The following is a 22,015-nucleotide window of genomic DNA, read 5'->3' as shown; positions in this document are numbered from 1 at the left end:
GTCTGGCCGCGCTATGGCGCGGCCACCTCCATCATGCCCGTTGCCGTGCGCGCTGCAAATTGCGGACGATACATATCCTCAACCGTTGCCGCCGGATGCGTGTAAAGACCCGGCGTCACCGCACGCACCACATAAGCGAGTGTGATCGGCTTCTTCTCGCCTGCGGAGCGGTCGAAAGCAGCCACGAAACGATCATTGCGGAATTCGAGATGGGCCGCTTGCGTGCTTTCGAGCCATGAGAAATTGCCAAGATCAGCGCTGGAAACAAGGCCCGGATTGTCGATCTCAAAACCGGCTGGCAAGAGATCAGTCACAAGCAGACGCGACTGCCATTGCTGCAGATCATCGATTTTCAGAACAACCACATAGCGCTCATTCTGGTTGACGCCGGTGACATTGGCCGGTTCGCCATCAAGCGTATAATAAGTGCGCTCGATTGCGAAACCTTCGCCACCGGCAGGCAGTGACTGCGCAGGCGGTGCAACTGCGGTCACGACCGCATCAACCGAACCCTGACCCTTGTTGGTGACGACCAGCGGCTGTGCTTCAAGGGCTGCACCATTGAGACGCTCGGAGAACGCGCCCTGATGCGCTGTGCCATTGATGTCGAGGCTGATTGCGCCATTGTCATCCTGAAGCCCGCGTGCTGCAAGCAGCATCCATGCCTGATCCTGCGTACTGAGATAACGTGCCTTTTCGCGCTGGAACTCGACCAGCGTAATCAGCGATGGCAGCACTTTCGGCGCAGGCTTGGTTTCCGAAGCAAGCGCCAGCATGGCCGCACCATCACGCAGCGGCGAGCCATAATCAGAGCGGTTATAGTCATAGCTCGACTGGCTGGTTGCAAGCTGGAGCGACGCATTGAACACGCGTTCCGAACGCGGCTGATCACCATAAAGGGCAAGTGCTGCACCCAGCTGGGCGACGGCCATCGGGCTTGCAAAGTTTTCAAGCTGGGTATCGACAAAGTAACGCAGATCACCAACAGAAGCCTTCTTGTTGCGGGAGAGAACATAAAGCGCATAGGCAATGTCGTTACCGCGTTCCTTGACGTCGGTGGTATAGCCGAGCGCATTTTGCAGATTAGAAAGTGCGGACAGCATCGCCTGCCGCGGCACGTCATAGCCCTTTTCGCGGGCACGCGTCAGGAAGTCCGTCACATAGGCGTCCATCCAAAGATCACCCGATCCCGGCGACCAGAGGCCAAACGACCCGCTTGAAGACTGGTTGTTGAGCACGCGGAAGATGGAATCCTGTACGCGCTTTTTAAGTTCTTCCTGACTTTCCAGACCCGCTGCTGCTTCTGTGCCTGCCGCCATTTCGCTCAAATAGAGCAGCGGTAACGCGCGGCTGGTGGTTTGCTCTGTGCAGCCATAAGGATAGCGGTCGAGCGCCATCAACAATGCTGGCACATCAAATGCGGCACTTCGCGTTACACCAACGCTGACAAAAGCACCATCAAGCAGGCTTTCAGACAGAAGGCCGCCATCGACTCGCACACTTCCGCCATTGGCCGTGAGATTGACGACATGGCGGCTCGTGACCGGCAGATCGACCGGACGCACCGGCAATGCCAAAGCCTGTTCAACATTGAGGCCTGCATCATTGGAAAGCCGGATCGTCACACCACCGGCACCCGTTGCCACAGCATTGAGCGGCACGGTGATCGACTGCCGTTTGCCACCTGTAAGCGCAATGCTTTCAGGATAGGAGCCAACCTCGACACCGAGATTATCTGTGGTCTCTAAGCTCACACGATAATCGCCATCCGGTGCATCCGTATTGGCAATATCGAAGCGGATATTGGCCTGATCGCCGGGGGCCATGAAGCGCGGCACACCAGCGGTAATAACCACCGGATCGCGGATGATGACATCGGTGACGGCGTGGCCGACAGCCTTCTTGGTCCATGCAACCGCCATGACACGCGCGGTGCCGTTGAACTGCGGTATGTCGAAGGTGATCGTAGCCTTGCCGTCACTGTCGAGTTCAACAGGGCCGGAGAACAGCGCAACCAGCTTTTCGGTGGGCGGGCTGCCTTCCGCTGCCATATTGCCACCATCGCCACCTGTGCGCAGCTTGCCGGTGACGCCGAGCGAACCATCGATCAGGCGACCATACATATCGCGCATTTCAAGGCCCAGCTGACGCTGGCCGAAGAACCAGTTTTCAGGGTTCGGCGGCTGATAGCGTGTCAGATTGAGAATGCCGACATCGACTGCCGCGACCATGACATAGGCCTGTTCGCCACCCGCATTTTCAACCGAAACCGGGATGGAAAGTGTGGAACGCGGCGTGATCTTTTCAGGCGGGGTCAGCTTGACAGCAAGCTGCTTGTCGGCAGGATCGACCTTCAGCCATTTAAGACCAATGGCACGAGCAGGCATACGGCTTTCAATCGCCTCACCCGGTCGGAACAGCGTTGCTGTTACATAGGCGCCCGCACCCCAATCCTCACCAACTGGAATATCGATGGTCGTGCCACCTTCCGGCACACTGGCCGTGATGGTCTGGAGCAGCTTCTCTGCACCAATGGTGATGAGTAACTCACCGGCAAAACGTGGGGATACTTTTAGTTCAGCCGTATCACCCGCCGCATAATGTTCCTTGTCGAGCGCGATTTCCAGCCCGTCCGGTGTTTCGGTCGAAGTGGAGCTGACAAACCAGCCCGCATCGAATTCATAGCTTGTGGCCGGACCCGAAGCATCAGCTGTTTCGATTTCCAGACGGTAACGACCCCAATCGACCGGCAGACTGATTTCAGCTTCGCTATCGGTTGTAAGGTCAATCTTGCCGTTGGCAATAGCCTTGGTGAAAGTCACCGGTTCGTAGTTCCAGCTGTTGCCACTGCGATACCACTGATAATTACGCTCGATCTTGACCAGCGACCATTGTGCGCCATCAAGCGCCTTGCGATCACCCTTGCTGTCAGAGGCGATCAGGCTGAACTTTGCAGTGCCGCCCTGCGGAACTTCATCGCCAGCGAAATCCGGGCGAATGCCGATGAGATCGGTTTCCGGCTGAATGGCCACATCGATTTTACGCTCAACCGCACGACCTCCGGTTTCGCGCATACGAACGGTCACGGCTGCGTTTACGAGACGCGTTGTTGACGGCATTTCATCGATTGTAACCGGGAAAGTTGCCTTGCCGTTGTCATCGACTTTTGACAGGCCATTGAGCGGCAGGCGTGTGGCTTCGCCCTGTTCTTCATCGGCGAGGCCGAAGTAATAGCCCTTGAAGCGGTCCCACTGACGCTTGGTCGAAAGCGTGACTTCGCCTTCAAGCGCAAGACCGGCGGCAGGCGCGCCATAGAGGAAACGACCGTCCACGGTGATATTGGCGGTTTCGCCAACAGCAATTTCTGGTTTGTCAGACGTCAGATCGAACTCGATCCGGTCCGGTACAAAATCTTCAACCAGAAACATCTGCGTTGCAATCGCTGGCTGCTTGGGATCGGTATAGACCGACACAGACCATGTGCCGCGCATGGCGTTGGTTGGCAATGTCAGGTCGATGGCATGACCACCGGCCAGTTTGCTGTCGGAAACGAGACGGCGATCTTCCACGCCATCGGGACGCGTGAAGATGAAGGTGAGCGGCAGATCATCGATTGCGGTTGCGGTGTCGTCACGCGCAAGCGCGCCTACATGCACAACTTCGCCAGCGCGGTAGATACCGCGCTCTGTCCATGCATAAAGATCAAGCGCTTTCGGCACCGCACGGCCCGTCACACCACGATCGGAAAGATCGAAACCGGCGCGCGCCATATCGAGGAATGTGAAATCCTCATCATGCTGACTTGCCATCAGCACCGCTGGCACCATGCCGTCCGTGCCGCGTGTCAGTCCCGGCGTAAACGTCGCACGGCCATCGCTGTCGGTGGTCGCTTCGCCCAGCACTTCATTGTTGCGTGCAAGCAGCGTCAGCTTCACGCCTTTAAGCGGCTCTGCGCTTTCCAGCGAACGGGCAAACACATTGATGCCGTCCTGTCCGGTATAGGTCGAAAGGCCGATGTCGGAAACAACAAACCACTGCGTTGCCTTGGTGCCATATTCGTCATCGGACTTCTGAACCAGAGGTTCAGCGGTCAGCACATAGACGCCGGGCTTGCGTTCCGGCAGTGCTTCATCAACCGGGAAACTGGTCGTTGCTTCCTTGTTCAGCTCATTGCCTGCAACCTCGATTTCACCTTCCCAGACAGGCGCACCCATCTGATCGGAAACCGTGCTGATGTCGTAGCTGTCCAACTGGCGCAGGAACTGGTAGCCGGAGAGAAGCTGTGCCAGCGAACGGTCGCCGACGCGGTAGAGCTTGACCTTGGCTGTACTCAAATTGACGCTGACCAGCGGAATGCCGCGACGTGCCTTGGCAGGCAGCACGAAGCTGTCGCCGGTAAAGCGCACGGATGGCGCACGGTCCTGCACATAGATCGAAAGATTGACCGGAGCTGGCAGCACTTCGCCAACAGCCGATGGCAGACCCTGACGGAACGTCACTGTGTAATTGCGGCCATGTTCCAGACCTTCGACACAGATCTGACGATCCTTGGCTTCAACTGCCTGCGGCGCGCCATTGTCAAGCTTGACGAAGCTTGAATAATCGACACCACTCTTGACCAGTTCTTCCGAGAACTGCGCGCAAATGCGCGGGGCGGCATTATCATTATCGACCGTGTTGTTGACGATGCGGAAGCCTTTGCGGGCTTTCAGATCTTCATAGACTGCACGAACGGATGCGGAATTGACGAGATCAAGGCTCGCTTCATAGGCCTGTAAGGCCGGGCGCGATGCATCGCGCGTTTCCAGTGCCTGCGCCATGACGGCAAGCGCTTGCGCGCGCTCATCCTTGGTGCGTGAGGTCTGGTAGGCAAACCACGAGGCCGACGTCGCATCGCGCTGGAACTTGGAACGTTCCTGACCGTTGGACGGCTCGGTCGCAAGCGCTGAAAGCGCATATCCGGTCCAGATTTCGCTTTCATCCGGCGACATGCTGGCAGCCAGGCGGAACTTTTCCATCGCCGTGCGCGGATCGCCATTCAGGCCCGCTGCACCTGCTTCATTTCGCAAAGTGCGCAGGCTGTCGGAGCTTTCAAGGCCATTGATTTCGCGCTTCAGACGACGGGCTTCGTCAATCAGATTGGCGGCGAAGAACGAGATGCTGGGCGGAGCGCCAATATCTTCTACTTCGCGGGCTGCAGCGGATTGCGTGACGACCTTACCCGCAATAGAGCCAACGGACTGATTGAGCTTGTTGAAATCGGATTTCAAGAAACACCACTTGACCTTCGGATTATAGGTGAAGGCGAGGCAAGCATTGTCACCCAGACAAATGTTTTTGCACTGGTCGAGCGAGACATTCTTCTCCGTACGCAAGTCGAAGCCGAAATAATCGCTATCTTTGGTGATCTCTATCCGCCGGGTTTCGGCCGCTTGTGTAGTGTGTGGAGCTGCCGACAGGCAAGCTGTGACTGCAAAGGCCCAGAAAAGCCGGTTGAAACCAATAAGCATTTGCATCCCCTCACGACGACCGGTGCCATTTCCAATTCTATTAGAAAAGGCGAAAAGAATCCGGCTCATGTGAAGCCTCACCGCGACAAACTGTCAAGGCGAATAGGGATTATCTACAACTATTAGGATAAGTTTAGGGAATAATACGCTCTACGAGGTAAATGCCTCGCAGAGCGTGCACGGGTAATCTAGATGATCCCACCATTGGCGCGCAATATCTGGCCATTTACCCATGCACCGTCGGGTCCGGCCAGGAACGCAACCACCCCTGCAATGTCTTCCGGGGTCCCCAGACGTTCGAGCGGGCTCATCTTGGCCATGCGTGCTACCAGCTCTTCGGATTTTCCATCGAGAAAGAGATCGGTCGCAGTGGGGCCGGGCGCAATGGCATTGACGCTGATGTTTCGACCGCGCATTTCCTTGGTCATGATCGCCGTCAAGGTTTCGACTGCGGCCTTGGTTGCGGCATAAACACCGTAGTTTTCCAGTTTCAGGCCGACGACAGTGGTGGAAAAATTGATAATACGCCCATTGTCGCGCAGTCGTTTACCAGCCTCCCGCATGGTATTGAAGGTGCCCTTGAGGTTGACCGAAACGAGCTTGTCGAAATCTACGTCCTCTGTTGTGGCGAGAGGCGACAGGGTCATGATACCGGCATTGTTGACGAGAACATCTACGCCGCCGAAAGCGTCTTCGGCCGCATCGAACATTCTCTTTACTGCGGCAGGATCGGCAACATCAGCCTGTGCTGCTCGCGCAATGCCGCCCGAAGCCTCGATCTTGTTGACGACGGCGTCGGCGAGAGCGGCATTGCCTGCATAGTTAACGATGATAGTAAAACCGTCGTGGCTCAGTCTTTCGGCAATGGCAGCGCCAATGCCGCGCGATGCTCCAGTGACGATGGCAACCTTGTTTTTCATATCGGACATTGTCTGCTCCGTTCCGGTGGTTTGGGTTTGTACAACCCACAGCAAGATCGCACTATTCTAACACCGTTTAATCCGGCATTATTTGTCATTACTATCCGAAAGTAGCGAACAATCAGATGGACCGGTTTGATGCGATGCGGGTTTTACCCGTGTACTGGAACGACGCAGTTTCACATTGGCGGCGGAAGATCTAGGGATCCCGCGTTCAACCGTCACCGACGCGATCAAGCAGCTCGAAAGACGATTGGGCACGCAATTGTTCTTGCGCACTACGCGTCACGTTAATCCAACGCTTGATGGTCAGGCCTATTATCAGCGCTGCATAGAAATCATAGCTAGTATCGAGGATGCCGAAGGCGGATTTTCTGGCGCAATGCCGAGAGGTTTGCTTCGGGTGGAAGTGCAGGGCACGCTTGCGCGGCATTTTCTGCTACCGGAATTGCCAGCTTTTCTGGAAAAGTATCCGGATATTGAACTTTATATGACCGAGGGCGATCGGTTCGTTGATCCGGTTCGGGAAGGTATCGATTGCGTTCTGCGTGTGGGTCTCCTGCAGGATAGCGACATGATTGCCCGGCGTGTTGCGATGCTGGATGAGGTTACCGTCGCATCTCCTGCCTATCTTGCACGATTTGGGGAACCCCGACATCCAGATCAACTGACTGATGGCCATCAGATGATCGGCTTCCGAGCCAGCGGCAGCATAGCCCGTATGCCCCTGGAGTTTATGGTCGACGGCAAATTGCGAACAGTGACAATACCGGCTCCGGTTTCGGTCAATGCCGCTGAAAGCTATACGGCTGCGGCCAGCTTGGGCCTTGGGATCATTCAGATACCTCGCTATCATGCGATACGACATATTGCGGATGGAAAATTAGTACAGATACTCCACGCTTATCCGCCCAGCTCGTCACCGGTATCTGTTGTATATCCGCGCGATCGGCAACTTTCTCCCCGGGTCAGGGTATTTATCGACTGGATTGCCATGATACTCGCCCGTCAGAACAATTGAGGCCGTTAACCCCTCATTAAGAATTTGGAACAAGATGGCTTCTTACGTGTTAGAATAGAGCCTGCAGAAATGCAGAAAGCACATCGCTACGCACCACGGGAGGGAGGGCAGAGATGAGCAACATTCTATTCTGGACCGCTTTGGTAATCGTTCCTGTGCTTCTGGGCACAGCCTACGCTTATGTGCAATCGATACGGCATAGGGACGACTTCTAGAACGCAAGCATAGGTGACGGAAAGCTGCTCTTATCTTGAAGCAAGCGAGTGGTCGCGTGCTTCAAGATAATTCTATTGCATAGAATTTTGTATCGACAGCCATCCGCGGAAAATCTTCCGGTAAATCTGTATGGGAGATTTCCACGAAGCCGTTCTTTTCATAAAACCGATGTGCGCCCAGAAACTTCTCGGTCGTTCCAAGCAATACTTTGGTAACGCCTCGTTCGTGAGCGTGCGAAATGAGCGTTGCAAGCAATTTGTGCGCAGTACCGAATTCGGAACCGCGATAAGCCTTGGCGACAAACATTTTCCGCAAAGCAGCCTGACCTTGCCCTATATCCTTGAGGGCTATGGTGCCGACGATGTGACCATCGGCTTCGGCTACCCAAAATTCACCGCTTCCCTGACGATAGAACCCCTCCACGTCTCGTATATCAGGTTGGTCGTCTGCGCTGATCGGAATGTCGAACTCGCATTGTTGTATTGGCAAGATTACAGCAAAAACACTGTCCGCGTCGCCCGTCTGGAATGTTCTAATTCTGATCAAGTCCGCTTTGCTCGTCATTGTGCTGCCGTTCATCTCGCCCGCGAATCTACATTGATTTAATTGTTAATGAATCCGCTTCTCGGATTCTGGGTCAAGAGACGTTCAAATCTGTCCGGCTGACGGGATTTTCGTAGATAAAGCTAATATTGGGCTCTTTTAGAAGGTTTTGATCACATTCAGTTGGTATTCGGTTGCTTACACCAATTTCAACCAGAGCGCGCTGTGTGCGGTAGCGTGTGAATCCCCCTATTCAGGGGGATCAAGGCGAATATATGAGCAAAATTAGCAGTTTACGCTATAAAATATATTTCATGCTATTTTACTCGGAAGAAAAGGTGTCATATTTTGGTAATCGATATGGTTGCTTTGAAATTTTGATTATCTTTGTTTTGTGGAAGTAGTTTCACTTTTGAAGTGATATTTTACGTTGCCTAATGAAAGAAAATACCCTTCTATTGTTTTGAGTAGAGCACTGCAAAGAGCTGAGGGGTTTCAATGCATTGTCGCAACATCGGCTCGCGCGCCATCCGTTTTCTGTCCAGCACAGCGCTCATATCCTTAGGAACGGTTTTGCTACAAAGCACTCCCGGCATGGCTGCATGTTCGTTTTCGCCGACGCTAGGTGATGACACATTCATTTGCGACAGCGGCACATCTCCCGGCGGTCTTACCGACCTCAATGGTAACAATACATTGCTTTTGCCGACTGGAGGGACAGGCACCGTCAGCGGAGATGTAGCGTTCGGCTCCGGTGTGGACCGCGTGGAAGTCCATTCCGGTTCGATTGTAGGGAATGTCAATCAGGGCGATGGTTTCAACAGCTTTCTCATTACGGGCGGAAGCGTTACAGGCAATGTTCGTCAGGGAAATGATATTGACGAGTTCCGTATAACGGGCGGCGAGATTGGTTCGCTCAATCAGGGTAACGGGTACGACCAATTTTTTATGTCGGGTGGACGTATCGTCGATGCCTTTGACGATGGCGATTATGCAGTGATGACGGATGGACGCATCGGACGCGTCAATCTCAAGCTTGATGATAATTATTTCAACATGTCTGGCGGAACAATTGACCGCAATCTGATTGCCGGGCTTGGTAATGATACGATTATCGTTTCTGGCGGTATGATCGGCGGCAATATAAGCATCAGTAGTGGAACCGACAGTGTAACCATGACGGGCGGCACGGTTGCAGGTGATGTTCTGCTCGGTTTCGGTAATGATCAGTTTTCATGGAGTGGTGGCGGCATAATCTATGGGAAGATTGATCTTGGCCCGGATAACGATACGGCCGTTCTTGCCAACCTTACAGATGCCAATATAGGCGCTACTGCACGGCTTAGCGGCGGCGATGGGAATGATGTTCTCACGTTCAATAATGTGAAAACAGGAAAAGTCTCCCGTTTTGACAGCTGGGAAACAATCAACCTTACTGACGATACGCGCCTTGTTTTCGACAGCGCTCTTACGTTGGGCGACGCCGGAACGGGAACGGGGACGCTCAATATCGATGCGACGAGCACCGTCTATGGCGGTGCTGCAATGGGTAGTGTGAACCCGTTCGCAGTAAGCCAACTGGCCAGTGTCTTCAACGCCGGGCGTATTGATCTCACCAATGGAGGGACGAGCACTACTGACACATTTACGATCAAGGGCAATTACGTCGGGCAGAACGGTCTTCTGTTTTTAGATACCGTTCTGGCTTCTGATGGCGCTCCTTCGGACAAGCTTGTGATCGATACAGGTGTTGCATCAGGTAACACCGCCATTGCGGTTACCAACGCGGGTGGGGCAGGCGCTGCAACAAATGCGAACGGCATTATGGTCGTACAAGCATTGAATGGTGGTTCCACCAGTCAGAATGCTTTTTCACTGAACGGTCGTGCTGCTGCCGGTGCCTACGAATATTTTCTGTTCAAGGGCGGTGTAACGGCGAATACCACCGAGAACTGGTATCTGAGATCAACTTTGGTTCGTGGAAGCGAACCGCCTGCTTCGACGGGGGGAACATCCGTTTCGCCGGAAGAGCCCGAAACAACTGCGCCGCCACCCGCACTCGAGCAGCCTCCAGCGACTTTGCCTGTCGACCCGGATACAGAAACGCCGGTAACAGAAGATGCTTCCGCTCCCGATGCACCTCCACCTCCCGTATCGGCGGAGGCTCCTAATCCACCCGACAATACGACGGGTCAACAACAGAATGTTGTCCTTCCATTCGACGGAGCAGTTCCGCCTTCACCTGGTGCAACGAGGGTTAAGGGCGACGTGATTTCTCTCTATCGCAAGGAAGTGCCGGTTTATTCAGCATTGCCGCCTGTGGCGTACCATCTGGCGCTTTCTACGCTCGGTACGTTTCATGAACGTCGTGGCGAGCAGGATTTGCTGAAAACTGCCGGATATCTGCCTGCGAGCTGGGGCAGAGTCTTCGGGCAGGATATTGATATGAAATGGCGAGGAACGGTTGCACCGGGTCTCGACGGAAAGCTCTTTGGTATTCAGGCGGGACAGGATATTCTGGGTCGCGAAACGGATGGCGGACATTTTGACCGTTTCGGTCTGTTTTTCGGTTATGCCCGCGCAACAGGTGATATCACCGGGCAAGCGCTCGGCTGGAACGATCTCGCTGTTGGCGATCTCGAAGTTACGGGTACGAGTTTCGGCGGGTACTGGACTCATATCGGGCCGCAAGGCTGGTATCTCGACGCCATACTTATGGGAACGTGGTTCGGTGGTGATGCAACCTCGAATGAAGGTCAGAGTATTGACCTCGACGGGCATGGGGTTACGGCTTCGCTCGAAGGAGGCTATCCTCTCGCCCTGAGCGAAAGCTGGACACTGGAGCCGCAGGCGCAACTGATCTGGCAGCATCTCTCGCTTGATGATCAGGCTGATCGTTATTCCTCGGTAGCGTTTGATACAGGTGATGCATGGACGGGCCGGATCGGGTTCAGATTGCAGGGTGAACAAGAAACTTCGGTCGGGAAATTACGGCCATATCTGAAAGCCAATCTTTGGCAGAATTTTTCATCGGATCAGACTGTGCGTTTTGCCACTGATCCGATTGTGACTGATCTCAAGGGCACATCGCTGGAACTGGGTGGTGGGCTGACCTTGGATATTACCGAGAAAGCCAGTTTGTTTGCGACTGCAGACTACACGACCAATCTTGGTGGCGAACGCAACCGGATATGGGAGGGTAACTTGGGGCTGAATATAAAATGGTGAAGGCAATGGCGATCGGAGATGATCGCTGTAATGACAGAGGAGGGAACAACGGTAATGGGTAGACGTGCATACGAAAAGCTCGCGAGAATCTGTGCATCCCTAAACACATCCGAGCAGGAGCTGGCCCACTCTCTCGGTATTTCGCGAGTTGCGCTGAAAGCGATAGATCGCACTGATGCGCCGCTTTATCTTCGATTGGCATTGGCCGCTCTGGTATCGGAAATGGATCCGGATCAAGTGCTGAACTCCAAACGAGGGAGCTCAGAAATGGAAGCACCTCGTCAGCTCTTGTCGGTGAGGTGATCATCAAAAGTTATGGGTTTCAAAGGTGTTGTGGTGGCAAAATCTTTCGCCTTGCTTCTTTTGATTGGACTGTTCTGTTTCCCGCAATTGGCTGCCGCGTCCTGCACGCGTGCAGCCGGTGCTGCGGATATGATGACGCAGCGCCAGCTTTCGGCACTGCGCGCGCTGGAACGCAGCCGTGGTTGCAAGGGTGGCGACGAACGCGGCGGTTTTTTCAATCCTTGCCGCGATCTTTCTCAAAGAATAGCTGAAATACAGCGGCAGCTTTCATCCAGTTCGCTTTCTTCCCGATCATGCGTAGAACAACCGGCTGCCAGTCCGGCAGCAAAAGTGAAACTTGATCGTCCCAAAGTTGCGTCTGTCGCAACGAACGACAAGCCATGGGTGCCGAATGGTATCAAAGGCGCCCTGACTTATTGTGTGCGTTTGTCGGATGGTTATCTATTCCCAGCTCCGCATTCACAGTTTCAGAAGTCCGACAGCGTGACGGAAACAGTGGCACAATGCCGTTTTATTTGTCAGGGGGAGAATGTCGATCTCTACGTTCTGAATGATCCGAACGGCGAAACGGCCGATATGGTGTCAGTCTCGAACGGTAAGCCCTATGTCGAGTTGTCTACCGCATATAACTATCAGGGAAGCGGTGATTTCAGAAGATGCAACTGGGCCGGTTATGTCGACAAGATCAGTGAGCTGCGGGCCAGTAACAAGGGCGGTCGCGCGTTCAAAAATGTCGTTGTTCCCATGCCAGATGCTCGACCGACTCGTAATGATGACGTAGCTGCTTCAGCGGCGTCTTTTGCTCCCATAACAGACCGTAGTGTACGTGTTGTCGGCCCTGCCTTCATTTTTGATGACGGCGCGGGAAACATGAAGCTTACTGCACACTGACGGTGGTGAACCAAATCCTCAAGTTCAATTTGAATGAGACGTGTCGCGATTGGGACTGAACCGCTCGCTTTCCGTCTGTAACCTCCCTGAAACGGGCGTTGTCAATTTGCGTCCGGAGACCATCGATCATTGCATTGTTTGAAATCTGTCAGTGTTGTTCGACCTGGAGGAGGTAGACATGAGCAAGAACCGTGGCGTCGTTTATTTGCGGCCCGGGACAGTCGAAGTGCGCGATATTGAAGATCCAGCGTTAGCGGCACCGGACGGGAGGAAGCTGGACCACGCCGTTATATTGAAGGTAATCTCGACAAATATTTGTGGTTCCGACCAGCATATGGTTCGCGGACGCACGACTGCGATGCCCGGTCTCGTGCTGGGGCATGAAATTACCGGTGAAATTATTGAAAAAGGCAGCGATGTCGAGATGCTCGATGTGGGCGACATCGTTTCAGTCCCGTTCAATGTCGCTTGCGGTCGCTGCCGTTGCTGTAAATCCCAGGACACAGGTGTTTGCCTGACGGTCAACCCGTCGCGTGCCGGTGGCGCCTATGGATATGTGGATATGGGAGGCTGGATTGGTGGGCAGGCCCGCTATGTCATGGTACCCTATGCCGATTTCAATCTACTCAAGTTCCCTGATCGCGAGCAGGCGATGGAAAAAATCCGCGACCTGACGATGCTTTCTGACATCTTGCCGACCGGCTTTCACGGTGCGGTGAAAGCCGGCGTCGGGGTTGGTTCGGTTGTATATGTCGCGGGTGCGGGACCGGTGGGGCTTGCTGCTGCGGCATCCGCTCGCATTCTGGGCGCTGCGGTCGTTATGGTCGGTGACTTCAACAAGGAACGGCTCGATCACGCGCGGAAAGTGGGTTTCGAACCAATCGATCTTTCGGCAAGTGATCGTCTCGGCGACATGATTGCAGAAGTCACAGGCAGCAACGAAGTGGATAGTGCTATTGATGCTGTTGGGTTCGAGGCGCGCGGTCATAGCGGTGGCGAGCAACCGGCGATCGTGCTGAACCAGATGATGGAGATAACTCGTCCCGCCGGGGCAATTGGTATTCCGGGGCTTTATGTCACCGAAGACCCTGGTGCTGTCGACAATGCTGCGAAACAAGGCAGCTTGTCGTTACGGTTTGGTCTCGGTTGGGCCAAGGCGCAGTCATTCCATACCGGACAGACACCCGTTCTGAAGTACAATCGCCAACTGATGCAGGCGATCCTGCATGGACGCCTGAATATCGCCGAGATCGTAAACGCTCAGGTCATTTCACTTGAGGATGCGGCGAAGGGCTATGAGAGCTTTGATCAGGGTGCGGCGAAGAAATTCGTTCTCGATCCGCATGGCCTCGTGAGCAAGGTGGCCTGATTCAAGTCGATTTCGAAATGCAGGAAGGGCGCTCTCACGAGCGCCCTTTTCGTTTGGGATTGTTTCAATCTGTAACGTTACAGATTCATAGACCTTGAGTGTTTCATGCTGAATATCAAACGAGATAAAACACAAGATGATCCTTTCACACCAAAAAATTTCTTTCAGGAAAACAACAAAAGATCAATCTGTTAAACTCTGCCTGAGTGCTAGATCCCACTTGTCAGAAATTAAGGACTTGCAAGCGAGATGGTTTTGAATACCATATCTGTAACGTTTCAGATTTGGGAGGATATGGAATGTTACCAGAAAGAGCAAAAGTTCTCGCCACATCTGTTTGTCTCGCTATGACAACGTTGACAATGGCAGATTCAACTTCTGCGGCTAATCTTGAAGTTACGCATTGGTGGACATCAGGTGGTGAAGCGGCAGCTGTCAAAGTTCTCGCTGAAAAATATGACGCGCTCGGCGGCGACAAGTGGGTCGATGGGGCGATTGCCGGTAGCGGTGCTACAGCCCGCCCGATCATTATCAGCCGTATTCTCGGCGGTAATCCAATGGGAGCGACCCAGCTCAATCATGGACGGCAGGCTGAAGAACTGGTTCAGGGCGGATTGATGACGGATTTGACCGAGCTTGCCGAAAAGGAAGGCTGGGCCAACTTCATTCGCCCGAAGAGCCTCTTGGAATCCTGTACTTATGAAGGGCGCCTCTACTGTGTGCCGCTGAATATTCACTCATGGGAATGGATGTGGATCAATCCGCAAGCCTTTCGCGAGGCCGGAACCGAACCTCCAAAGAACTGGAATGACCTTATAGCTGCAGCTCCCAAGCTGAAGGAAAAGAACATTGTGCCGTTGGCGACCGGTGACGGTTGGCAGGTGAATGGCATGCTGACCGTCCTGACAACTGCGATTGGCGGTAAGGACCTCTATCTAAAGGTCAATAAGGACAAGAACGCCGATGCGGCACGCGGTCCTGAAATGAAGAAGGTTTTTGAAGCGCTGGCTCAGGCGCGCTCATTGGCTGACCCGGGTTATGTGGGCCGTTCATGGAACGAGGCGACCAACATGGTGCTGACCGGCCGCGCCGGTACGCAGATCATGGGAGACTGGGCGCAAGGCGAGTTTGGGACAGCAGGCAAGGTTGCAGGCAAGGATTATGACTGTTTGCCAGGACTCGGCGTTCATCAATATCTGGATACTGGCGGTGATGCGATCTACTTCCCGAAGAACAAGGATCCGGAAGTCACCAAGGCACAGCTCAAGCTGGCAAGCATGCTCGTTTCCAAGGAAACGCAGGTTGCCTTCAATCTGGCCAAGGGTTCGCTGCCGATCCGTGGCGATGTGGATCTCGATTCAGCCTCGAGCTGCATGCGTGCGGGTATCGATATTCTGAAGAACCCGGACAACATCGTTCCCTCTGTGGAGCAGTTGCGTGCGCCGGATACCCAAGGGCAAATCGAAAGTCTGGCTGCCGAGTTTTTCTCCAATCCAGACATGACGGTCGATGATATTCAGGAACGTTTTGCGGAGATTATCGAACAGGCACAATAGTCACGTTCAAGTCCTGCGCTGTCGATGAGGACGACGGTACAGGACACTCCGAGAACCGGAACAGGGAGGAGTATCATGGCCGTCATGGAAGAGGGCAGTCGTGGAAAGCCGTCGGGAATATTTCGCAATCTGAATGCAAAGGTTGCAGCACTTCCGATGATCGCGACGGTTCTCGTGGTCTTCATTGGCTGCACGCTCTGGACGGTTGTTTATTCCTTCACGTCCTCCAAATCGCTGCCTATGTTGAATTTTGTCGGCTTCGATCAATATACGCGCCTGTTTTCTGCAACCCGCTGGCATGTGTCAGTCCGCAATCTGGCGATCTATGGCGTCCTCTGCATGGGCTTTTCCCTTGTGGCGGGGTTTGTCCTTGCTGCCCTGATGGACCAGAAAATCCGCTTCGAGAACACATTTCGCACGATTTTCCTCTATCCCTATGCCCTGTCGTTCATTGTGACGGGCCTTGTCTGGCAGTGGATATTCAATCCCCAACTCGGACTGGAGAAAGTCATTCGCGATATAGGCTTCGACAACTTCCAGATGGCTATCCTGTCGAGCCGCACCTACGTCATCTATGCAATTGTCATTGCCGGGCTCTGGCAGATGACGGGGTTGGTCATGGTTCTGATGCTGGCCGGGCTGCGCAATGTCGATGATGAAATCTGGAAGGCTGCACGAGTTGACGGCATTCCGAAGTGGAAAGCCTATCTCTTCATCATCCTGCCGATGATGCGCCCCGTTCTGGTGACGACCGTCGTTCTTATCGCGACAGGCATCGTCAAACTATACGATCTGGTGGTTGCCATGACCAATGGCGGTCCCGGCATAGCGTCGGAAGTACCAGCAAAATATGTCTACGATTTCATGTTCGGCTGGGCCAATTTGGGGCAGGGGCTTGCTGCTTCTACCGTCATGCTGACCACGGTTCTGATCATTCTCGTTCCTTGGACAATGCTAGAATATAGTCGGAGGAAAGCGCGATGACTGAAGCTGTCCTCAACAGGAAGAGGCCAGCCGAAACTGAGGCTGTAGCAGCCCAGGCTCGTCCGGCACAAAAGCGGGCTTCGCAGCCGTGGGGTCGTAAGCCAAAACGGCGCTTTGCACCGGCCACCATCATGCTCTACAGCATTTTGTTCGTTGCTGCCGTCTATTATCTGTTGCCGCTTTACGTGATGGTAGTCACTTCTCTGAAGGGTATGCCGGAGATCCGGCTCGGCAACATCTTTTCACCGCCAGTCGAAATCACCTTTGAGCCATGGGTCAAGGCATGGAGTCAGGCTTGTACCGGCCTTTATTGTGAAGGCATTAGCGCGGGTTTCTGGAATTCGATCAAGATCACCGTGCCGAGCGTGATCGTTTCCATCACCATTGCTTCGGTCAATGGTTACGCGCTGGCCAACTGGAAGTTCAAAGGATCGGAAATATTCTTTTCAGTCTTGTTGTTTGGGGCATTCATTCCGTATCAGGTCATGCTGTATCCGCTCGTTATCATTACGCGCGAGCTTGGTATATTCGGCACGCTGACCGGCGTTGTCTTCATTCATACCATCTTCGGCATGCCGATCTTGACGTTGTTGTTCCGCAACTATTTCGCCGGCCTGCCGCCGGAACTCTTCAAGGCAGCGCGTGTCGACGGAGCCGGGTTCTGGCGCATTTTCTTTCAGATCATGCTGCCGATGTCGCTGCCGATCTTCGTGGTTGCAATCATTCTGCAGGTGACCGGTATCTGGAACGACTTTCTGTTCGGCGTGGTATTTGCGGGAACCCAGAATTTTCCGATGACCGTCCAGCTGAACAATATCGTCAACTCCATGCAGGGCGTGAAGGAATACAACGTCAATATGGCCGCCACCATTCTTACCGGGGCTGTGCCATTGCTCGTCTATTTTGTTTCTGGTCGGTATTTTGTACGCGGCATTGCCGCTGGCGCAGTGAAAGGATGAACTGATGAACTCCAGCGTTTCCATCCAGGACCTATCGCTCGGCTTCGGCTCGGTCAATGTGCTGCAAAATCTCAATCTGGAGATCGGGGAGGGTGAATTCCTCGTGCTTCTTGGGCCTTCCGGTTGCGGCAAGTCTACGCTGCTCAATTGCGTGGCGGGCCTTCTCGATATTTCGGAAGGCAGCATCTTCATCAAGGGGCGTAACGTTACGTGGGAAGAACCGAAGGATCGCGGTATCGGCATGGTGTTTCAATCCTATGCGCTTTATCCGCAGATGACTGTCGAAAAGAACCTTTCCTTTGGTTTACGTGTTGCCGGGCTGCCCAAAGGAGAGATCGATAAGCGTATCAAGCGTGCTGCTGAAATTCTCCAGATCGAACCTTTGCTGCAACGTAAACCCTCAGCCCTGTCCGGCGGACAACGTCAGCGTGTTGCGATCGGTCGTGCGCTGGTGCGCGATGTCGACGTGTTTTTGTTCGATGAACCGCTTTCCAATCTGGATGCAAAATTACGTTCTGAGCTGCGCGTTGAGATCAAGCGCCTTCACCAGAAACTCGGCAATACCATGATCTACGTCACGCACGACCAGATCGAAGCCCTGACATTGGCGGACCGCATCGCAGTCATGAAAGGTGGGGTGGTCCAACAACTGGCTGATCCGTCGACGATTTACAATCGCCCAAAGAACAGGTTCGTAGCGGGTTTTCTCGGCTCGCCGTCGATGAATTTCTTTACGGGAGAAATTACGGCTACAAATGGCAAGCCAGTCTTCCATGTTGGCGAGACCGCCGTTCAGCTTGATGGATATGACGGTGGGCTGACACCCGGACGTAAGGCCACTCTCGGGGTTCGTCCTGAGCATACTAGACTTGATGTCGAAGATGGTTTTGAGGCGACCGTCGATCTGGACGAGCCGATGGGTGCCGACAGTTTGGTCTGGCTTCGCCTGAACGGACATTCGCTATCCGCACGGGTGGAAGCGGGGAAGCGCTATCGGGCAGGTGAGAAGGTCAGGATTGGTTTCAAGCCGGATGCCCTGTCGCTTTTCGATGCGCAAACGGAGGAGAGGCTTTAGATGAATAGCGAAGAACGCTCCCCTTAAGAGCCTCTCCTGCGAGAGGCGAAGCTATTGGCTTTCAATGGACGGCACGAGGGCTTGCCTCGGACCGTGCGGGGATTTTTTGCTCGCAAGAAAGCCCGACACAATTCTGGATAGAGTTCTGAGGACGAGGACATGAACGGATATTCCTATCAACTTTACAGCTCCCGCAACTTCCAACCGTTGGAACGAACGCTCACCATGCTGCGGGATCTCGGCTATCGTCGGGTGGAAGGCTATGGGGGGATTTATGGTGATCCTGTTCGATTAAAGAAGGACCTCGACGCATTGGGACTTTCCATGCCTACCGGGCACTTTGGTCTGGATATGCTGGAGAACGAAGTCGACCGTGTTCTGGAGATTGCCAAGGTCGCCGATATGAAGGCTATTTTCTGCCCTTATCTCGATGCAGACCGCCGCCCGGATAGTGTTGCCGGTTGGCAGGAGTTCGGAAAGCGCCTTGCTATCGCTGGAGAGCATTATCGCAAGGCGGGCTATGCATTTGGCTGGCACAACCATGACTTCGAATTCCGCCCGTTGGCCGACGGTTCCGTGCCACAAGAACATATCCTCGATGCTTCGCCCGATCTTGCATGGGAGGCGGATATTGCGTGGATTATCAAAGGTGGTGCCGACCCGCTTGAATGGATCAGGCGCTATGGCGACCGAATCCTTGCGGTCCATGTCAAGGATATCGCCATAGCCGGTGAAAAAACCGACGAAGACGGCTGGGAAGACGTCGGACATGGCACTGTGGACTGGGCTGAATTGTTTACGGCTTTGCGCAAGACGCCCGTCCGCTATTTCATCATGGAACACGATAATCCGTCGGACGACACCCGATTTGCGAGCCGTTCCATCGAAACCGTAAAGAATTTCTGAGTTGGAGAGCGAAATGACCAAGACACTTGGTGTCGGCATTATCGGTTGTGGTAATATATCCACTGCCTATCTGCGGCTGTCTCCCATGTTTCGAGGTATCAAAATAATGGCGTGCGCGGATATAAATCCTGCTGCAGCAAAAGCGCGCGCAGACGAGTTTGGTGTAAAAGCGCAGACTATCGACGAGCTGCTTCAGAATGACGACATTGACATCGTCGTCAACCTGACAGTTCCCGATGCTCATTATGCTGTCACGAAGCAAATTCTGGCCGCAGGCAAACATGCATACTCAGAAAAACCTTTGGTTCTCTCGATGGAGCAGGGGCTGGAACTGAAGGCGCTCGCCGATGGTCGTAACCTGAAAGTGGGGTGCGCGCCGGATACGTTTCTGGGTGGAGCCCATCAGCTGGCGCGGCGCGAAATCGATAATGGTAATGTCGGTCGCATCACTTCCGGTACATGCCATGTCATGAGCCATGGCATGGAGCATTGGCATCCGAATCCGGACTTTTTCTTCCGAAAGGGCGGTGGGCCGATCCTTGATCTTGGACCGTATTACATCGCCAATCTCGTTAATCTGATTGGCCCCGTGAAGCGTGTCGCCGCTTTGACTTCTGTAGCTACACCGACGCGGACGATTAGCTCTGAACCACGCAAGGGCGAAGCCATTCCTGTGGAGACGCCAACGACCATTCACGCATTATTGGAATTCGAACAGGGCGCAACAGTAACACTATCAGCCAGTTGGGATGTCTGGGCGCATCGCCATGCGAACATGGAGTTGTATGGCACCGAAGGATCGCTTTACCTGCCCGATCCCAATTTTTTTGGCGGAGAAGTTCAAATGGCTAAGCCGGGCGAACCAGTAGAGCCAGTTAAAAATTGGGAGCATCCATTTGGCGTTGCCAATGAACAGCATTCTCAAGGTATGATGGCTAACTATAGAACGGCTGGTCTGGCAGATATGGCGGCTGCTATTCTGAATGGCCGCGATATACGTTGTTCACTGGAGCGTGCACTGCATGGGGTCGATGTCATGCTGGCTATTTTGAGATCAGGCGAGGAAAAGCGTTTCATCGACATCGAAACGCGTTGCACGCGCCCGGAAGCACTGAACATTAAAGCGGCTGAGGCTTTGTTGCGGCCAGTTGAAAATGGAAAGAAACGGGCGGCGAACTGACTTTGCATCGCTCCTCCCGAGCGATAGGAGGCTATTCCGGGCTCACGGGTCCGGAGTGGCCTCCGCCCATTCTTATCCGATGGTCTGCAAGGACCTCACATCGATGCCGTTAATCCGGCCCAGAATGGCTTTGCCAAGCTGCTGCCCGGCCAGCTTGAAACTTTCCTCGACGACAATCAGCCCCGGGCGAAACCAATGCAAAATCTGCGTCGATTGTTTGGCTGCGACATCGACTTCATTACCGATACTCAATCCCGCATCTTCTACACCGGCAACAATTGCCAGAGCGGCTGCACTGCCAGAGCAGATGATACCGTCCGGTCGATCAGGCCTTTTCATCAATTGAGCTATATGCTGTCGCAAATCCTCAAGCGGTGTATCGAGATCAACGTCTTCGAGCGGCGATCCACCACAGTGAAAGGCACGCAGACCTTCATAAAATCCACCTACCATATGCCGGTAATAGGTGAGATGCGCGGGTGGAGTCAGTAAAGCGAGCCGCTTTCGTCCGCGCGCCGCTAGTTTGCCAACCATATCCAGCGCGAAAGTGAAATTATCAAAGTCGTGAAAAGGGTGCTCAATGCCCGTATCAGTGCGACCATGGGTGGCAAACGGAAAATCATGTTCCGTCAGATAATGGACGCGCTGATCGTCCGGTTCTGTACGCGAAAAAATAATACCGTCGGCTGAACCCGTTTCCACGATGTAGCGGATTGGTTCGATTGGTGCCCGCGAATGAAAATAGGGTGTCAGAATGAGATGATATTGCGTTTCGGCAAGAACATCCGCGACGCCATGAATGACCTGGCTGGTAAAGCCCATGATCTCGTCCTGTGTGTTCAGGACAAGGGCAATGACATTCGTCTTGCCGGTTCGAAGGCGCACACCGGCACGATTGGGACGATAGCCGATCTGTCGGGCGATCAGTTGTACGCGTTTTCGTGTTTCCGGACCGATTTCCGGTGCATCCTTTAAAGCACGCGAAACCGTGGTCACGCCAAGGCCGGTCATGAATGCAATTGTCTTCAGCGTCGGACGTTCATTTTCAAAGAACGATTTGGCTGGATTTTGCGGCTTGGAAGCCTGCGGGCTCCGTTTTTCATTCATGCGTATTTCGTCCGGCAGCGAGGAACGATGTGTACGGGAAAAAGCTAGAATTCGCTTTATCTATCAATAGCTTGTTTTAACGTACTTGTCATCTTTTATGATGTTAAATCAATATTTCCAGATACCATTTCGAACGGTTTTTATTGCGCTCCGCACGCACTCGCTGAGGCATGCTTTCCATCGTCTCGGTGCTTGTCATTGCCAGCGATAAGAACTTCTCCTTGAACGCTGTTTTGACTGGATTGTC

At 53.8% G+C, this 22,015-nt stretch carries 13 protein-coding genes and 1 pseudogene; 10 read left to right on the top strand and 4 right to left on the bottom strand.

All coding sequences use genetic code 11. The annotated features are described in order from the left end of the window. Positions 1-11 precede the first annotated feature (11 nt). Positions 12-5,516, bottom strand: a complete 5,505-nt coding sequence (locus LJ361_RS06960) for an alpha-2-macroglobulin family protein (RefSeq protein ID WP_151665379.1) — start codon at positions 5,514-5,516, stop codon at positions 12-14. 182 nt (positions 5,517-5,698) lie between these two features. Then, positions 5,699-6,439: an SDR family oxidoreductase gene (locus tag LJ361_RS06955; protein WP_010658646.1), complete on the bottom strand. Its 741-nt coding sequence runs from the start codon at positions 6,437-6,439 to the stop codon at positions 5,699-5,701. Between the two features lie 116 nt (positions 6,440-6,555). On the opposite strand from LJ361_RS06955, the pseudogene LJ361_RS06950 reads away from it, so the two are divergent. Further along, positions 6,556-7,451: pseudogene (locus LJ361_RS06950) on the top strand (LysR family transcriptional regulator). Between the two features lie 276 nt (positions 7,452-7,727). Here the strand turns inward: LJ361_RS06950 and LJ361_RS06945 are convergent. Further along, on the bottom strand, positions 7,728-8,246 hold the full coding sequence (locus LJ361_RS06945) for a GNAT family N-acetyltransferase (protein ID WP_226622724.1): 519 nt from the start codon (positions 8,244-8,246) through the stop codon (positions 7,728-7,730). Between the two features lie 462 nt (positions 8,247-8,708). Here LJ361_RS06945 and LJ361_RS06940 point away from each other — a divergent pair, with 462 nt between their 5' ends. The 9 genes from LJ361_RS06940 to LJ361_RS06900 all read left to right on the top strand — a co-directional run bounded on the left by LJ361_RS06940 (position 8,709) and on the right by LJ361_RS06900 (position 20,661). Next, positions 8,709-11,438, top strand: coding sequence for an autotransporter domain-containing protein (locus LJ361_RS06940; protein ID WP_264813082.1), 2,730 nt, complete (start codon positions 8,709-8,711; stop codon positions 11,436-11,438). A 432-nt stretch (positions 11,439-11,870) separates the two neighbouring features. Continuing rightward, on the top strand, positions 11,871-12,632 hold the full coding sequence (locus LJ361_RS06935) for a DUF2865 domain-containing protein (RefSeq protein WP_264813079.1): 762 nt from the start codon (positions 11,871-11,873) through the stop codon (positions 12,630-12,632). Positions 12,633-12,810: 178 nt separating this feature from the next. Then, the gene (gene fdhA, locus LJ361_RS06930) at positions 12,811-14,001 is read left to right on the top strand and encodes a formaldehyde dehydrogenase, glutathione-independent (protein ID WP_029927596.1); all 1,191 of its coding nucleotides are present in this window, start codon (positions 12,811-12,813) and stop codon (positions 13,999-14,001) included. Between the two features lie 299 nt (positions 14,002-14,300). Continuing rightward, positions 14,301-15,557: an ABC transporter substrate-binding protein gene (locus tag LJ361_RS06925; RefSeq protein WP_043063068.1), complete on the top strand. Its 1,257-nt coding sequence runs from the start codon at positions 14,301-14,303 to the stop codon at positions 15,555-15,557. Positions 15,558-15,632: 75 nt separating this feature from the next. Next, the gene (locus LJ361_RS06920; RefSeq protein ID WP_010658654.1) at positions 15,633-16,541 is read left to right on the top strand and encodes a carbohydrate ABC transporter permease; all 909 of its coding nucleotides are present in this window, start codon (positions 15,633-15,635) and stop codon (positions 16,539-16,541) included. Then, positions 16,538-17,500 (top strand): carbohydrate ABC transporter permease, encoded by a 963-nt coding sequence (locus LJ361_RS06915; protein WP_012092878.1) that lies wholly within the window; start codon positions 16,538-16,540, stop codon positions 17,498-17,500. The genes LJ361_RS06920 and LJ361_RS06915 overlap by 4 nt, the downstream gene beginning before the upstream one ends. 4 nt (positions 17,501-17,504) lie before the next feature. Further along, a complete protein-coding gene (locus LJ361_RS06910) occupies positions 17,505-18,575 on the top strand; it encodes an ABC transporter ATP-binding protein (protein ID WP_010658656.1) in 1,071 nt (356 codons plus the stop codon). A gap of 159 nt (positions 18,576-18,734) precedes the next feature. Then, positions 18,735-19,481, top strand: coding sequence for a sugar phosphate isomerase/epimerase family protein (locus tag LJ361_RS06905; RefSeq protein ID WP_010658657.1), 747 nt, complete (start codon positions 18,735-18,737; stop codon positions 19,479-19,481). Positions 19,482-19,494: 13 nt separating this feature from the next. Beyond that, a complete protein-coding gene (locus LJ361_RS06900; RefSeq protein ID WP_151615627.1) occupies positions 19,495-20,661 on the top strand; it encodes a Gfo/Idh/MocA family protein in 1,167 nt (388 codons plus the stop codon). A gap of 72 nt (positions 20,662-20,733) precedes the next feature. Here LJ361_RS06900 and LJ361_RS06895 read toward each other — a convergent pair whose 3' ends face one another. Then, positions 20,734-21,768, bottom strand: a complete 1,035-nt coding sequence (locus LJ361_RS06895) for a LacI family transcriptional regulator (RefSeq protein ID WP_010658659.1) — start codon at positions 21,766-21,768, stop codon at positions 20,734-20,736. Positions 21,769-22,015 lie beyond the last annotated feature (247 nt).

Source organism: Brucella sp. JSBI001 (genome assembly GCF_026014005.1).
GTDB lineage: Bacteria > Pseudomonadota > Alphaproteobacteria > Rhizobiales > Rhizobiaceae > Brucella > Brucella anthropi.
This window is presented reverse-complemented; position numbering and strand designations above follow the sequence as displayed.